This is a genomic window from Variovorax sp. LjRoot175 (genome assembly GCF_964253805.1).
Taxonomy (GTDB): domain Bacteria; phylum Pseudomonadota; class Gammaproteobacteria; order Burkholderiales; family Burkholderiaceae_C; genus Variovorax.
Genome location: NZ_CAXURY020000001.1, coordinates 4,506,957 through 4,520,367 on the forward strand (window position 1 = coordinate 4,506,957; position 13,411 = coordinate 4,520,367).

Below are 13,411 nucleotides of genomic sequence, written 5' to 3' on the forward strand. Positions count from 1 at the left end.
AGGATGGGTCTGCGAGGATGCGAAAAGGGCGATTATCGCCCCGCGGCTTCAGGCGCCCTGCAGCAGCGGGATGAGGCCGCCGCGGCCGTCGAGCGCGATCAGGTCATCGCAGCCGCCGACGTGGGTGTCGCCGATGAAGATCTGCGGCACGGTGCGCCGCTGGGTGGTGTTCATCATCGCGACGCGGGCCTGGGGGTCGCTGTCGACGCGGATCTCCTCGATCTGATCGACGCCCTTGGCCTTGAGGATTTGCTTGGCTCGAATGCAATAGGGGCAAACGGCGGTGGTGTACATCTTGACGGCTTGCATCGTGCGTATATCCGGGAAGTTCAGGCTTTTTCAATCGGCAGGTTAGCCTCTTTCCAGGATTTGAGTCCGCCGGCCACCGCTTGCGCTTGCTCGTAGCCGAGTTTCTTGGCCGTGGCCACCGCGCGCTGGGCCCGCGCACCGGTGGCGCAGATCAGAAGCAGCGGCACCGATTTGTTCTTGACCGCGGCAGCGAGTTTTTCGTCGAGCTGGTTGAGCGGCACGTTCTTCGCGCCGGTCACATGACCGGCTGCATACTCCTCGGGTTCGCGCACGTCGACCACCACCGCGCGTTCGCGGTTGATGAGCTGCACCGCGCCCTGCGCCGTGAGCGATCCGGCGTTGGCCCCGCGCAGCAGCGGCCAGGCCAGCATGCCGCCCGAGCTGAGCGCGATCAGGATCAGCATCCAGTTGTCGACGATGAATTTCACGGTGTTCCTTGAGTAGCAAACCTCGGATTTTAGAATGTCGACTTTTCGCTTGCGTTCCAAAGGCCTTCCCCCATGCACAAACTGGTACTGATCCGCCACGGCGAATCGACCTGGAATCTCGAAAACCGCTTCACCGGCTGGACCGACGTCGACCTGACGGCCACCGGCATCGAGCAGGCCAAGCAGTCCGGGCGACTCCTGAAGGCCGAGGGTTACGACTTCGACGTCGCCTACACCAGCGTGCTCAAGCGCGCCACCCGCACGCTCTGGCATACGCTGGACGAACTCGACCGCACCTGGCTGCCGGTGGTGCACTCCTGGCGCCTCAACGAGCGCCACTACGGCGCGCTGCAGGGCCTCAACAAGGCCGAAACCGCCAAGAAGTACGGCGACGAGCAGGTGCTGGTCTGGCGCCGCAGCTACAGCACCCCGCCGCCGCCGCTGGAGCCGAACGATCCGCGCTGCGAACGCGCCGACGTGCGCTACGCCAAGCTGCCGCCGGAGCAGGTACCGCTGACCGAATGCCTCAAGGACACCGTGGCGCGCGTGCTGCCCTTCTGGAACGAATCGATGGCGCCGGCGATCCGCGCCGGGCGCCGGCTGGTGGTGTCGGCGCACGGGAATTCGATCCGGGCGCTGGTGAAATACCTCGACGGCATCTCCGACGACGACATCGTGGGCCTCAATATCCCGAACGGCATTCCGCTGGTCTACGAGCTGGACGACGAGCTCAAGCCGCTGCGGCACTACTACCTCGGCGACGCCGCGGCGGCCGAAAAAGCCGTGGCCGCGGTGGCTGCGCAAGGCAAGGCGTGACGAAAACCGCTCCAGCTTCGACGGGTACGCGGAACCCCGGCAGACAACTTGCTTCCAAGCTGTGTATATTGGATTGACAGGCGACAAGGACGTTTACACATGGGCCAGAAATTGAAAATCACCGGCTGGGTTGCAGCCGGCGCCGTGGCCGGCGCGCTGACCACCGTCTCGTTGCAAACCGTTGCACGAGGCTCCCTGGCCCCTCTACCTCTCGAAGAACTGCAGCAGCTCGCTGCGGTGTTCGGCATGGTGAAGAGCGACTATGTCGAGCCGGTCGACGAGAAAAAGCTCATCTCGGATGCGATTTCGGGCATGGTCGCCGGGCTCGATCCGCATTCGCAGTATTTCGACAAGAAGTCCTTCAAGGAATTTCGCGAGGGCACCACCGGCCGCTTCGTCGGCGTGGGCATCGAGATTTCGCAGGAGGACAACCTGATCAAGGTGGTGTCGCCGATCGAGGGCTCCCCCGCCTTCCGCGCCGGCCTCAAGCCGAACGACCTGATCACCAAGATCGACGACACCGCGGTGCGCGGCCTCTCGCTCAACGAGGCCGTCAAGCGCATGCGCGGCGAGGCCAACACCAAGGTGCTGCTCACGATCTTCCGCAAGGACGAGAACCGCACCTTCCCGGTGACCATCACGCGCGAGGAGATTCGCACGCAGTCGGTGCGCGGCAAGGTGATGGAGCCGGGCTACGGCTGGATCCGCCTGTCGCAGTTCCAGGAACGCACGGTCGACGACTTCGTCAAGAAGGTCGACGAGATCTACAAGCAGGAACCCAACCTGAAGGGCCTGGTGCTCGACCTGCGCAACGATCCGGGCGGCCTGCTCGATGCGGCGGTGGCCATCTCGGCCGCCTTCCTGCCCGAGAACGTCACCGTCGTCTCCACCGACGGCCAGCTGTCCGAGAGCAAGTCGGTCTACAAGGCCGCGCCCGAGTTCTACCAGCGGCGCGCGAGCAGCGATCCGCTGCGCACCCTCCCTGCGGCGCTCAAGACGGTGCCGCTGGTGGTGCTCGTGAACGAAGGCTCGGCTTCCGCCAGCGAAATCGTGGCCGGCGCCCTGCAGGACCACAAGCGTGCCATCGTGATGGGCAGCCAGACCTTCGGCAAGGGTTCGGTGCAGACGGTGCGCCCGCTCGGCCCCGACACCGGCCTCAAGATCACGACGGCGCGCTACTACACGCCGAGCGGCACCTCGATCCAGGCCAAGGGCATCGTGCCGAACGTGCTGGTCGACGAAAGCGCCGAGGGCAGCCCCTTCGCCGCGCTGCGCATGCGCGAGGCCGACCTCGAAAAGCACCTGGCGAGCGGCCAGGGCCCGGAGAGCAAGGACCCCGAGCGCGAAAAAGCCCGCGACGAGGCCCGTAAGCGGCTCGAGGAAGAAGCCAAGAAGCCGCCGCAGGACCGCAAGGTGCCCGAGTTCGGCACCGACAAGGACTTCCCGCTCATGCAGGCCTTCAACCGGCTCAAGGGTCAGCCCGTGCTGGTGAGCAAGACGCAGGTGATCGTCGAGAACAAGGAAGAAAAGAAGGAAAACTGATCCCGGGCGGCTCCCCGCGGGAGCCACCGCCCCCCGGCGATCGACCGCGCAGCGCATGGAAGACCAAGACCTGCTGCGCTATTCGCGCCACATCCTGCTCGAAGAGTTCGGCATCGACGGCCAGGCGCGCGTCAGTGCGGGCCATGCGCTGGTGATCGGTGCCGGCGGGCTCGGCTCTCCGGTGCTGCTCTATCTCGCCGCGGCCGGCGTCGGCCGCATCACGCTGGTCGACGACGACGAGGTCGATCTCACCAACCTTCAGCGCCAGATCGCCCACGGCACGGAGCGGGTGGGCATGGCCAAGGTCGAATCGGCCGCCGAGGCGATGCGCGGCATCAATCCGGACATCCGCATCGAGACGCACCGCCTGCGCGCCGACGATGCGCTGCTCGCGCGGCTGGTCGCCGAGGCCGACGTGGTGATCGATTGCAGCGACAACTTCAGCACCCGGCATGCGGTGAACCGGGCCTGCGTCGCCCATGCCAGGCCGCTGGTGGCCGGCGCGGCGATCCGCTTCGACGGCCAGCTGAGCGTGTACGACGCGCGCGATCCGGCCTCGCCCTGCTATGCCTGCCTGTTCCCGCCCGATGCCCACTTCGAGGAAACGCGCTGCGCCGTGCTCGGCGTGTTCGCGCCGGTGGTCGGCACCATTGGCACCTTGCAGGCCGGCGAGGCGCTGAAGCTGCTGGCCGGCATCGGCCCCTCGCTGGCCGGCAGCCTGCTGATGTTCGACGGGCGCCGGACGGCTTTCGACACCCTGCGCGTCGCCCGCGATCCGGGCTGCAGCGTGTGCGGGCACCGGCCGGGTGCCGGCTGAGAAAAGCTACTGCTTCTTTGCCTTGGCAGCGCCAGCGGCTGCCTCCCGGGATACCGGCCGCTTCGCCAGGGCCAGCACTTCCTGGCAATCGGCATCGACGCCGGGGCCGGTTTCGACGGTCGCGGCGAGCGCGAGCAAGGGGTTGATCGTGCCCAGCGCCAGCGCAGCGATGCCGCGCGTCGCCAACGGGCCGGCCTGGACGCCCGCCGACGGCGATGCAAAGGTGCCGCCGACAACCAGCGGACCGCGCAGCGAGAGGATGCTCTTGTCCTTGGGTTGCGGCCGGATCACGAAATCCAGCGTCTCGTTCGCGAGGCTGGCATGGCCACTCACGTTGAAGACCGTGTCCTCGGTGTCGAACACCAGGCTGCGGCCATTCATCGTCCCCTTGTCGACATCGAAGGCGAGCGCCGCGCAGCGCAACACGACGTTCCGGTCGCCGCGCAGCAAGAACTTGATGATCTCGCCGCCGTCCAGGCCCATGAATTCCAGCAGCAGGTTGCTGAACTGCCCGCGGCCCGTGAGAGCGGCCACATCCCCGGAGGCGCTGCCCAGCCAGCCCGCGACCGAGTTTCCGCGCCCGGACAGGTTGATCCGCCCATCGAGTTTTCCGAAGCTGGTGCGCAGGGTCTCGACCTTGGGAATCAGGCGGTTGAGCTGCATGGCGCGCACGTCCAGCGCCGCTCGGATGTCGGCCGGATTCTGGGTGGCATCGATGCGGATCGCGCCGGCCAGCCTGCCGTTGGCGACGCCCACATCGAGCGGGTCGAGCGTCAGCACGCCATCCTTCAGCTTCACCTGCACGCTGCCCTTGTCGAGCGGCAGCTCGCGCACGTTCCGGATGCGGTCGGCCACGTACTTCACCTCGGCATTCATGGCGCGCAGGCGCTCGAAGTCCAGCGTGGCGGTGGGCAGCACCTTGCGCCCGGGATCGCGCCGCGCGCGCTTGACTTGGGCAACGCTGGGCGGCGGCGCCACACCTTCGACTGCATTGGCCGAACGGGCCGTCGGCGGCAAGCCGATCAGCGGGCCGAGGTCGTCCATGTCCATCACGCGCGAGCGGAGGCTGCCCGCGAGATAAGGCGGCTTCTGCGACTGGTCGAACCGCATGTCGCCGCCGATGTCGGAGAGGCCCAGCTTGCCCTTGAGGCCTTGCACCTCCCACAGCTTCGCGCGCTTTTTCAGCTCGCCGCTGAGGGCGTAAGGGGAAGTCTGGGGCAGCGCGATGCCCAGCAACCGGTACAGATCGCCGAGGTTCTGGCCCTTGAGTTCGAAGCGGGCGTCGACGCCATCCAGGCTGGCGAGTTCGGTCACCGTGCCTTGCGCCTTCAGCCGGGTGTGACCCGCGGCCGCACTGATCTCGAGCGGGAACGGCGGCTGGCCCGCCGCGTTGAGCTGCAGCACGTTGCCGGTACGGCCCTCCGCCGTGAGCGGCTGGCGCTGGTAGCGGCCCTTGATGCGGTAGCTGAGCGGCATGTCGCCGCGGCTGGTGTCGAAGCTGAAATCGGCGTGCAGGTCCACGCCCCAATGCTCCGCAAGGAAGTCGAGCCCGCCGCCGTCGATCTGCAGGAGGCCGATCGTCGGCACTGTCGCTTCGTCCGAAGTGTCCTTGCCCAGCGCCCAGGTGCGCCGCCCGTCCTCTTCCATCTGAAGGCCCAGCAACGGCGAAACCAGGGCCAGGCGCGGAATCACGACCTTGCGCGCCAGGAGCGGCCACAGCCGGAGGTCCAGTTCGGCGCTCTGCGCACGCACGAGATAGGGGTCGCGGGCCCAGGAAGGATTCGCGAATTCGATGCCGTCGAGCTTGACGGTGGCGCCGCGCCAGCCGAGATCGACATCCAGCCGCCGCGTGATCTCGAACTTGCGGCCGGTCTTGTCGCTGACGTAGCGGTTGATCGGCTCCCGCAGCGCGTCCCAGGGAAAGAAAGCCAGCACCAGCAGGAGGGCCACGAACAGCCCCAGCAGCACCGCGCCGAGCTTGATCCAGATCGAGCGGCGCGGCGTGTGGGCGGTGTTCGGGGTCACGGTGCTGGCATCTTCTTGTCCGGCGTCGAGGCGATGGATGCAGGGGATGCGAGGAAGCAGATGGCGGTGATGCCGACCGCGGCCGCGTTTTTCGCCGCTTCGGCGAGCTTCAGTTCGGCGTTCGCGGGCTCACCGATCACCACGACTGCGGCGGCCGCCAAGGTCAAGAGGCCGACGGCCACGTAGTTCCACACGATGTTCATCTCGGCGCCTTCCGTTGGGGAAAGGATGCGAAGGCATGGAGCGATCCGCATCGGGATCGAGGGTAAGGGGGCGCATCCGGCGCCGGGGTCGGCGCTCGACCGCAGCCGCTGTGGGGCAAAGCCTACGGCCGCAAATCGTTCACCGTCGTAAGAACAAGCCTACAGCCGCAGGGCGTCGAACGCTGCATGATGCGGGGCTGTTGATTTGTAGCATTTTGCGAAACGGCTTTCGCGGGGACCCACGGTCCACGGAGTTCGATCGCCAGAGAGACGCGCCGGTTCTCCAATGGACCCCAGATTGAACACCTACATCGTCGAAGACAACGTCACGATCCGCGAGAATCTCGTCGGTACTCTGGAGGAGCTCACCTGCATCTCAGCCGTCGGTTTCGCCGAAACCGAGACGGAAGCCGTCCGCTGGCTGACCGAGAACAGCGACCAGTGGGAACTGGCCATCGTCGATCTGTTCCTGAAACAAGGCAGCGGCCTGGGCGTGCTGCAGGCTTGCGTGTCGCGCCGGCCCGACCAGAAAGTGGTGGTGCTCAGCAACTACGCCACCCCCGACATACGCAAACGCTGCGCCCAGTTCGGTGTCGATGCCGTGTTCGACAAATCGAACGAGATCGACGCGCTGATCGACTTCTGCATCGGACAGTCCTCCGCGCTTCGCCAGCCGTCCAGCTCGAGCTGACGCCCCGCATCGCGAACGATGGTCTTTTCCAGCATGCGGCAGCCCCGCAGGGATGGAGCCGCCGCCGGAATCTCAATCGATCAACTTGTTCTTCAGCGCGTAGTACGTCAGGTCGCTGTTGGAAGAGAGATTCATCTTCTCCATCAGGCGCGTGCGGTAAGTACTGACGGTCTTGACCGAAAGCGAAAGCGTCTTGGCAATATCGCCCGCCGTCTCACCCTTGGCCAGCTTGAGAAACACCTGAAACTCGCGCTCGGACAATTGCTCGTGCGGCGCCGCGTCGTCCTTGCGGTCGAGCTGGCGCGCCAGCAGCTCGGCCACCGCCGGCGTGATGTAGCGGCGGCCCAGCGAGATGGTGCGGATCGCGTTCACGATCTCCATCGGGTCGCACTCCTTGTTGAGATAGCCGCTCGCGCCCTGGCGGATCAGGTTCATCGCGTAGTGCTCCTCGGGGTAGCCGCTCAAGATGAGGATGCCCACGTCCGGCGCTTTGGCGCGGATCATCGCCAGCGCATCGATCCCGCTCTGTCCGGGCATCGAGAGATCCATCACGAGCACATCCAGCTCCGTGGTGCGCACCAGCTCGATCGCTTCGCGTCCGCTGGCCGCCTCGCCCGCCACGCGCAGGTCGACGTGTTCCGAGAAGAACTGGCGCAAGCCGGAGCGCACGATGGCGTGGTCGTCCACAATTCCGATCTTGATCATCTGGTACCTTCTTTGTCGTATCGCGGTTTCTTGCGTCGCGGCATGCCGCCCCCTGATCCACGTCGATTATTCCCGAATTTGAACTGCCCGCATCCCGCGGAGACCCCATGCGCTGGTTAGCTTTCCCGAAGATGGCCCTCGGCCTCACGCTCGCGACGCTCGCCGCGCTCGTGCTCGTGGGCATCAACGAGGCCGGCTACCGCCAGTCCACCCAGGCCCTGACCGAAGTCGGCGAGGCGCAGCGCGTGCGCCTGGTGCTCAACATGCTGCTGCAGAACATCATCGATGCCGAAACGGGTCAGCGCGGCTATCTGTTGACGGGCGAGGCGCGCTACCGCGAGCCGTATGACGTTGCCGTGAAGCAGGTGGATGGTCAACTGGCCGCCCTGCAGGTGCTCTATGCCGGAAAGCCCGTCGAGACGGCGCGCCTGACCCAGCTCTCGAAGCACGTCTCGCGCAAGCTCGCGGAGATGGACATGAGCGTGCGGCTGCGACGCGACGGCAACGACGACGCCTGGAAGTTCGTGATCACAACCGACGTCGGCCGCGAGGAGATGGAGGCCATCCGCCAGCAGGCCGGCGAACTGATTTCGATCAGCAACGAGGCGCTGATGCTGGGCCAGGTCCAGATCGCGAAGTCGCTGCGCTTTGCGCGCATCGGCATCGGGCTGGTGGCATTGGCGGGCCTGCTGGCCTTCTACCTGTATTTGCGCCAGGCCCATGTGCTGCGTTCGGCCGGCGAGCGGCAGCAGGAGGCGCTGCAACGCGAACGCAATGCCCTGGAGGACGAGGTCCGCGAACGCACCGCGACGCTGGCCGAGCTCGCCACCCACCTGCAGCAGGTGCGGGAAAGCGAGCGCGGCTTCCTGGCGCGCGAGCTGCACGACGAGCTGGGCTCGCTGCTGACCGCGGCCAAGCTGGACGTGGCACGCCTGAAGTCGCGCCTCATCGATTCGCCGGACGCCATCCAGCGGCTGCAGCACCTGAACGAGCTCCTCAACAGCGGCATCGCGCTCAAGCGCCGCATCATCGAAGACCTGAGGCCCTCGTCGCTGGCCAACCTCGGGCTCATCGCTTCGCTCGAAATCCTCGGCCGCGAATTCGCCGAGCGCTCGGGAATGGAAATCGAGATGGTGCTCGAGCCGGTGGCGCTCAACGAAGACGACCAGCTCACCATCTATCGCATGGTCCAGGAAAGCCTGACCAACATCAGCAAGTACGCGCAGGCGACCGAAGCCAGCATCGTCATGAAGAACTACGGCAACCATGTGATCGTGGAGGTCGCCGACAACGGCAAGGGCTTCGACGCCCGCAGCACCCGGCCTTCATCCCATGGCCTGGCAGGCATGCGGCATCGCGTGGAAGCCGCCAAGGGCAAGCTCACCATTTCGTCGGCGCCCGGCCAGGGAACGCGCCTGAGCGCGATGCTCCCCGCCTCCCCGCCTCGCTCCTCCAAGGCAGCCTGAATACGCGGCTCGGGAGCGGCCCGACCGTGATTCGACCCTCTCCTACGCCCCCAGGCCGCTGCTGCTGACAGGGCTTCGGCGCCCCCCCACTTAACGTGAATCCCACGCGGTTTCACCCTCTGAACCGGCCGGCCGCCATTCACAACGACGAGACCATCCTCCAAAGGAGTTCAGCATGCTGTATTACGCAGTCGTATTCCTGGTCATCGCCCTGATCGCCGCGCTGTTCGGCTTCGGCGGCATCGCGGCCAGCGCCGTCGGCATCGCGAAAATACTTTTCGTGATCTTCATCGTGCTGGCCCTCGCCAGCTTCATCGCGGGCTTGATGCGACGATGACAGCCTCGTTACGATGAGCAGGTTCTCACAACAATCTCCGGAAGGACTATTTTCATGAACACGACCACCAAGACCCCTTCGCAGATCGCCGAAGAGGCGCGCCAGACCGCCGCTGACGCGATCGACACCACGCGCGCCTACGCGCAGAACGCAGTGAACGCCGCCGGAGAGAAGGTTCGTGACCTGCGCCGCGACGCGGAGCCCGCCGTGGAACAGATCGCGGCACGTGTGCAGCAGGCGGTACAGCGCGGCCTGGATGCCGCCTCGACGACCAGCGCGCGTGCGCAACGCCGCTTCGAGCAGGCTGCCGACGTCACGGGCAAGTACATCGCCGACCAGCCGGTTCGCTCCGTGCTCGTCGCCGCCGCGGCCGGTGCCGCCATCACGGCGCTGATCGTCCTCGCCAGCCGTCGCAGCAGCCGCGACGACTATTGATCTGAAATTCCGCTTCCCGCTGCCTGCCGCACCATGCTCCATCCCATTTTCTCCACGGTGCTCGGGCATCCGGAGCTGATCGCGGATCACGTCGCCAACTACGCTGCGCTGGCCAGGCTGGAAACGGCGCAGGCGAGCCGGGGCCTGATCGCGCGGGTCGTGGCAGGCGCGCTTGCAGCCGCCAGCGCGATGCTCGCCCTGGGGCTGATCGGCGTCGCCGCCATGCTCGGCGCGCTGCACGGAAGCTTTCACTGGGTGCTGGTCGTCGTTCCGGGCATCGCGGTACTGGTCGCGCTCGTCTCGGCCTATGTTGCTTCGCGCCCGAGCGAATTTCATGCTTTCAGCGATATCCGCGCCCAGCTCGACGCGGACGTCCAGGCGCTGCATCTGGCGGGAGAAGGTCGTGGCCATTGAGCGCCAGGACCTGACGCCGCAGCAACGGCTCGCGATCTCCCGCCGGGCGCTGGTGCAGCAGCTGCGAGGGAGCGAAGCCGCAGCCGATGCACCACGGCCAGCCTCGGGGCGGCGCCCGGCGCAGCGCGAAAGCGTGCTCGACCGGGTCGACTGGGCGTCGGTCGCGCGCAATGCGACCCGGCGCTGGTGGCGCAGGCACCCCGCCAACGCCGTCGGCCAATTGGCGCGACCGCTGCTCGACCGCTATGCGCGCGAACAGCCCGCCAAGCTGATGGCGGCGGCAGCGGCGGCGGGTGCGCTGGTCGTGCTGGTCAAGCCCTGGCGATTGCTGTCGATCACGGCAGTGCTCGCCGCAGCCCTCAAGACATCGGACGTGGCCGATCTCGTGACCACGCTGATGCACAAGAACCCCAGCCCCTCACGAAAGGATTCCCCATGAATACCGCAGTCAAGGAGCGCCCGTAACATCTGACGCTCGACCAGACCGCCATCGACGCGGCGTCCAAGCACCTCGACGACGGCGCCGTGACGCCCAGCGACGGGCCGTGGCGCGACGACATCGTCAAGCTGCTCAATGACGCGCTGGCCACCGAGCTGGTCTGCGTGCTGCGCTACAAGCGCCACTACTTCACCGCCAACGGCGTGGCCTCGCCGGCGATCGCCGACGAGTTCCTCGTGCATGCGAACGAAGAGTCCGCCCATTCCGACAAGATCGCGGAACGCATCGTGCAGCTCGGAGGCCAGCCCGACTTCAATCCGAAGACATTGCTCGACCGCAGTCATGCGGACTACGACGAGGCGACGGAGCTGCAGGCCATGGTGAATGGGCGTCAGAGCTTGTCCGCGCCGCGCTTGATGGCGTCCTTGGCCTTCTCTTTGGCATCGCCGTAGGTGCTTTGCACCTTGCCGCCGGCCTGCTCGACCACGCCTTCGCTCTGCAGCTTCTCGCTGCCGCTGACCTTGCCGGCCGCTTCCTTGAGCTTGCCCTTGGCTTGGCCGACACGGCCTGCCACTTGGTCCTTGTTCATGTCGCTTCCTTCGCAAGATGAGATGAACGGGTGGTTCGACCGAACCACTGAAAGCCAATCTAGCGGGCCCGCATAGGCCCCCGCGTGCCGAAGCCGGCTTGATCTGCTGTAGGACTTCAGGCGGTGAGGATCCAGCCCTCCAGCGGGTCCATCGCCGCCGACAGGCCATAGCCCGGACCGGCGCTCGACTTGCGGGCCGCACCCCAGGCGGCCTGCACGAGGCAGAGCACCGCGTCGATGCAATCGCCCTTGGCATCGGCCAGCAGCTGATCGCGCTCGGCAGCGCCGAGAAAGAGACGCAGGCCGAGACGCGTGGAACCTCGTTCGAGCGCGGCGAGCAGATCGATCCTCGCCGCGCGCCGCTGTGCGTTCTGGGCAGCGGCATCGTCGCTCTTGTAGCTGCGCCGCCCGATCAGCTCGCGCGCAAGAAGCCCCGGATAGCCTTCCAGCGCAACACGCGCCATGCCGCCGCCGGCCGGCGCGTGCAGTCCCGGCAATGCGGCACCTGCCGCGAGCAGCCGCGGCACGCCGGCGTGCAGCATGAAGGCGACCGGTGGGTTGATCCATTTCATCGAGGGACTAGAGCCCGCCGGGCCGTCCGTTGCGCGGTGCGCGAACTTCCCGCCGGCGGGGCGCGCCGCGCAGAAGGCAGCGAAAGTCTCGCGGATACTGTCGCGGCTCAAGCCGGCATAGTGCGCGATGAGCGCCCGCCATTGCGGCGGCCATCCGAGCTGTACGACCAGTTCACGCGGCAAGCCGAAGGGGAAGTCGAAGGCGCCGACCCATTCGGGCGTATCCGCCAGCCATTGGCACCAGGCGTCGAGAGTCGCGAAGCGTTCGAGCCGCGAGAGCCGGACGCCGCCCTCCTGCGCGGCCCCGAGCGCGAGCACGATGGGCTTGCGCGAAGTCGGTGCGCTCGAAAAATCGCAGCCCAGCAACAGCATGGCCGACGCAGCCTCGGCCGCCGCGCGCGACTCAGTGCCGGCCGACGATGGCGGCGGTGGCCATCAGTTCCTCGAGCAGCGCGAGCGATACCTTCCCGGAGACCGAATACGGATCGAGCTCCGGCTTCTCCGAGTACTTGAGCAAGGTCGAGATATTGAGCTTGGACAGATTGACCTGCCCCATCGTCCAGCCGCCGAAGCGGCGCTCGGAGATTTCTTCGTAGTGCAGCAGCACCACGTCCTTGTGGCGGGGATCCCGCTGGATGTGGCCGTACAGCTCGCTGATCGCCGTGCGGCCGCCTTCGATGGCCTGCAGGAACACGCCTGCGCCATAGCAAAGGATGCCGGTGATGCCGCACGCAGTGTTGTGCGAGCGCGATTGCGCGAGGATCGCTTCGATGGCGTCGGAGCTGGTATCGACGGCGCGGCTCACATAGAGAAGTCGTACGAGCATGGCGTTCAACTCCGGCGGGGAAGAAGGGAAAGGAATTCGCGGCGCAGGTTGGAGTCTTTCAGGAACGCGCCGCGCATCACTGAATTGATCATCTTGCTGTCCATCTCCTTGACGCCGCGCCACTGCATGCAGAAATGCTCGGCCTCGACCACCAGCGCCAGGCCGTCGGGCTGCGTGCGCTCCTGAATCAGGTCGGCCAGCTGAACCACGGCTTCTTCCTGGATCTGGGGCCGGCTCATCACCCACTCGGCCAGCCGCGCGTACTTCGACAGGCCGATCACGTTGGTCTGCTCGTTGGGCATGACGCCGATCCAGAGCTTGCCGATGATCGGGCAGAAATGGTGCGAGCAGGCGCTGCGCACCGTGATCGGGCCGACGATCATGAGCTCGTTGAGGTGCTCGGCGTTCGGGAATTCGGTGAGCGAGGGCTGGGCCACATAACGCCCCTTGAACACCTCGTTGACGTACATCTTCGCGACGCGGCGGGCCGTGTTGTCGGTGTTGTGGTCGTTGTCCAGGTCGATCACCAGGCTCTCGAGCACATGCTTCATCTTGCCTTCGACCTCGTCGAGCAGGCGCTCGAGTTCGCCGGGCTCGATGAACTCCGCGATATTGTCGTTGGCATGGAAGCGCTTGCGGGCGGCCAGAAGGCGCTCGCGGATCTTCACGGACACGGGCGTGCCCTCGTCCTCGGCCCCTTCGTCGGGGCGCTCTACGGCGTCGGTTTTCCTTAGCATGAGAGCATCCTAACAGTGAATGTATTCAGGGCGAATGACCCTGCAGCGCGCTTCCCGCCT

General features: G+C 66.3%; 18 protein-coding genes and 1 pseudogene. 10 read left to right on the forward strand and 9 right to left on the reverse strand.

The features are described 5' to 3' along the window. Positions 1-48: 48 nt before the first annotated feature. Together grxC and ACSQ89_RS22435 are read right to left on the reverse strand one after the other, a co-directional pair. Positions 49-309 carry a glutaredoxin 3 gene (gene grxC, locus ACSQ89_RS22430; protein WP_093105873.1) on the reverse strand — a complete coding sequence of 87 codons (261 nt, stop codon included), beginning with the start codon at positions 307-309 and terminating at the stop codon, positions 49-51. Between the two features lie 20 nt (positions 310-329). Continuing rightward, positions 330-737: a rhodanese-like domain-containing protein gene (locus ACSQ89_RS22435; RefSeq protein ID WP_436293401.1), complete on the reverse strand. Its 408-nt coding sequence runs from the start codon at positions 735-737 to the stop codon at positions 330-332. Positions 738-809: 72 nt separating this feature from the next. Between ACSQ89_RS22435 and gpmA the strand changes: the two genes are divergently transcribed. The 3 genes from gpmA (at position 810) to ACSQ89_RS22450 (ending at position 3,912) form a co-directional block, all read left to right on the forward strand. After that, positions 810-1,553 (forward strand): 2,3-diphosphoglycerate-dependent phosphoglycerate mutase, encoded by a 744-nt coding sequence (gene gpmA / locus ACSQ89_RS22440; protein ID WP_093105867.1) that lies wholly within the window; start codon positions 810-812, stop codon positions 1,551-1,553. A 99-nt stretch (positions 1,554-1,652) separates the two neighbouring features. Beyond that, positions 1,653-3,095, forward strand: coding sequence for a S41 family peptidase (locus ACSQ89_RS22445; RefSeq protein ID WP_436293359.1), 1,443 nt, complete (start codon positions 1,653-1,655; stop codon positions 3,093-3,095). A gap of 55 nt (positions 3,096-3,150) precedes the next feature. Continuing rightward, positions 3,151-3,912, forward strand: coding sequence for a HesA/MoeB/ThiF family protein (locus tag ACSQ89_RS22450; protein ID WP_436296432.1), 762 nt, complete (start codon positions 3,151-3,153; stop codon positions 3,910-3,912). 6 nt (positions 3,913-3,918) lie between these two features. Here ACSQ89_RS22450 and ACSQ89_RS22455 read toward each other — a convergent pair whose 3' ends face one another. Continuing rightward, positions 3,919-5,937 (reverse strand): AsmA family protein, encoded by a 2,019-nt coding sequence (locus ACSQ89_RS22455; protein ID WP_436296433.1) that lies wholly within the window; start codon positions 5,935-5,937, stop codon positions 3,919-3,921. Next, entirely contained in the window at positions 5,934-6,140 is a 207-nt protein-coding gene (locus ACSQ89_RS22460) for a hypothetical protein (RefSeq protein ID WP_436293356.1), read from the reverse strand. The genes ACSQ89_RS22455 and ACSQ89_RS22460 overlap by 4 nt, the downstream gene beginning before the upstream one ends. Before the next feature lie 286 nt (positions 6,141-6,426). On the opposite strand from ACSQ89_RS22460, the gene ACSQ89_RS22465 reads away from it, so the two are divergent. After that, positions 6,427-6,831, forward strand: a complete 405-nt coding sequence (locus ACSQ89_RS22465; protein ID WP_093105856.1) for a response regulator — start codon at positions 6,427-6,429, stop codon at positions 6,829-6,831. A gap of 72 nt (positions 6,832-6,903) precedes the next feature. On the opposite strand, the gene ACSQ89_RS22470 is transcribed toward ACSQ89_RS22465, so the two are convergent. Continuing rightward, complete coding sequence (locus tag ACSQ89_RS22470) at positions 6,904-7,536, reverse strand: response regulator (RefSeq protein WP_015866882.1); 633 nt, start codon at positions 7,534-7,536, stop codon at positions 6,904-6,906. A gap of 107 nt (positions 7,537-7,643) precedes the next feature. On the opposite strand from ACSQ89_RS22470, the gene ACSQ89_RS22475 reads away from it, so the two are divergent. From ACSQ89_RS22475 to ACSQ89_RS22500, 6 genes and pseudogenes are all read left to right on the forward strand, one after another. After that, entirely contained in the window at positions 7,644-9,002 is a 1,359-nt protein-coding gene (locus tag ACSQ89_RS22475; RefSeq protein ID WP_436293354.1) for a CHASE3 domain-containing protein, read from the forward strand. Between the two features lie 175 nt (positions 9,003-9,177). Then, positions 9,178-9,339: a DUF1328 domain-containing protein gene (locus ACSQ89_RS22480; protein ID WP_093105850.1), complete on the forward strand. Its 162-nt coding sequence runs from the start codon at positions 9,178-9,180 to the stop codon at positions 9,337-9,339. A gap of 54 nt (positions 9,340-9,393) precedes the next feature. Continuing rightward, on the forward strand, positions 9,394-9,774 hold the full coding sequence (locus ACSQ89_RS22485; protein WP_093105847.1) for a hypothetical protein: 381 nt from the start codon (positions 9,394-9,396) through the stop codon (positions 9,772-9,774). A gap of 33 nt (positions 9,775-9,807) precedes the next feature. After that, positions 9,808-10,188 carry a hypothetical protein gene (locus ACSQ89_RS22490; RefSeq protein ID WP_436293353.1) on the forward strand — a complete coding sequence of 127 codons (381 nt, stop codon included), beginning with the start codon at positions 9,808-9,810 and terminating at the stop codon, positions 10,186-10,188. Continuing rightward, positions 10,178-10,627: a hypothetical protein gene (locus ACSQ89_RS22495; RefSeq protein ID WP_436293352.1), complete on the forward strand. Its 450-nt coding sequence runs from the start codon at positions 10,178-10,180 to the stop codon at positions 10,625-10,627. Before ACSQ89_RS22490 ends, ACSQ89_RS22495 begins: the two co-directional genes overlap by 11 nt. Before the next feature lie 29 nt (positions 10,628-10,656). After that, positions 10,657-11,043 (forward strand): annotated as a pseudogene (locus tag ACSQ89_RS22500) (ferritin-like domain-containing protein); the annotation flags it as partial. On the opposite strand, the gene ACSQ89_RS22505 reads toward ACSQ89_RS22500, so the two are convergent. From ACSQ89_RS22505 to folE, 4 genes are all read right to left on the reverse strand, one after another. Continuing rightward, the gene (locus tag ACSQ89_RS22505; protein ID WP_436293351.1) at positions 11,019-11,216 is read right to left on the reverse strand and encodes a CsbD family protein; all 198 of its coding nucleotides are present in this window, start codon (positions 11,214-11,216) and stop codon (positions 11,019-11,021) included. The pseudogene ACSQ89_RS22500 and the gene ACSQ89_RS22505 sit on opposite strands and share 25 nt — an antisense overlap. A gap of 116 nt (positions 11,217-11,332) precedes the next feature. After that, positions 11,333-12,160, reverse strand: coding sequence for a DUF429 domain-containing protein (locus tag ACSQ89_RS22510; RefSeq protein ID WP_436293350.1), 828 nt, complete (start codon positions 12,158-12,160; stop codon positions 11,333-11,335). Positions 12,161-12,191: 31 nt separating this feature from the next. Beyond that, entirely contained in the window at positions 12,192-12,614 is a 423-nt protein-coding gene (locus ACSQ89_RS22515; protein WP_093105833.1) for a BLUF domain-containing protein, read from the reverse strand. A 5-nt stretch (positions 12,615-12,619) separates the two neighbouring features. Next, positions 12,620-13,351: a GTP cyclohydrolase I gene (gene folE, locus ACSQ89_RS22520; protein ID WP_093105830.1), complete on the reverse strand. Its 732-nt coding sequence runs from the start codon at positions 13,349-13,351 to the stop codon at positions 12,620-12,622. Positions 13,352-13,411: the final 60 nt, after the last annotated feature.

What these genes read in the sequence shown, in the direction of transcription:
- ACSQ89_RS22460 (WP_436293356.1), bottom strand. Translation starts at nt 6,140, where the DNA reads ATGAACATCGTGTGGAACTACGTGGCCGTCGGCCTCTTGACCTTGGCG.
- ACSQ89_RS22470 (WP_015866882.1), bottom strand. Translation starts at nt 7,536, where the DNA reads ATGATCAAGATCGGAATTGTGGACGACCACGCCATCGTGCGCTCCGGC.
- gpmA (WP_093105867.1), top strand. Translation starts at nt 810, where the DNA reads ATGCACAAACTGGTACTGATCCGCCACGGCGAATCGACCTGGAATCTC.
- ACSQ89_RS22445 (WP_436293359.1), top strand. Translation starts at nt 1,653, where the DNA reads ATGGGCCAGAAATTGAAAATCACCGGCTGGGTTGCAGCCGGCGCCGTG.
- ACSQ89_RS22505 (WP_436293351.1), bottom strand. Translation starts at nt 11,216, where the DNA reads ATGAACAAGGACCAAGTGGCAGGCCGTGTCGGCCAAGCCAAGGGCAAG.
- ACSQ89_RS22510 (WP_436293350.1), bottom strand. Translation starts at nt 12,160, where the DNA reads ATGCTGTTGCTGGGCTGCGATTTTTCGAGCGCACCGACTTCGCGCAAG.
- ACSQ89_RS22515 (WP_093105833.1), bottom strand. Translation starts at nt 12,614, where the DNA reads ATGCTCGTACGACTTCTCTATGTGAGCCGCGCCGTCGATACCAGCTCC.
- grxC (WP_093105873.1), bottom strand. Translation starts at nt 309, where the DNA reads ATGCAAGCCGTCAAGATGTACACCACCGCCGTTTGCCCCTATTGCATT.
- folE (WP_093105830.1), bottom strand. Translation starts at nt 13,351, where the DNA reads ATGCTAAGGAAAACCGACGCCGTAGAGCGCCCCGACGAAGGGGCCGAG.
- ACSQ89_RS22490 (WP_436293353.1), top strand. Translation starts at nt 9,808, where the DNA reads ATGCTCCATCCCATTTTCTCCACGGTGCTCGGGCATCCGGAGCTGATC.
- ACSQ89_RS22485 (WP_093105847.1), top strand. Translation starts at nt 9,394, where the DNA reads ATGAACACGACCACCAAGACCCCTTCGCAGATCGCCGAAGAGGCGCGC.
- ACSQ89_RS22465 (WP_093105856.1), top strand. Translation starts at nt 6,427, where the DNA reads ATGGACCCCAGATTGAACACCTACATCGTCGAAGACAACGTCACGATC.
- ACSQ89_RS22480 (WP_093105850.1), top strand. Translation starts at nt 9,178, where the DNA reads ATGCTGTATTACGCAGTCGTATTCCTGGTCATCGCCCTGATCGCCGCG.
- ACSQ89_RS22475 (WP_436293354.1), top strand. Translation starts at nt 7,644, where the DNA reads ATGCGCTGGTTAGCTTTCCCGAAGATGGCCCTCGGCCTCACGCTCGCG.
- ACSQ89_RS22450 (WP_436296432.1), top strand. Translation starts at nt 3,151, where the DNA reads ATGGAAGACCAAGACCTGCTGCGCTATTCGCGCCACATCCTGCTCGAA.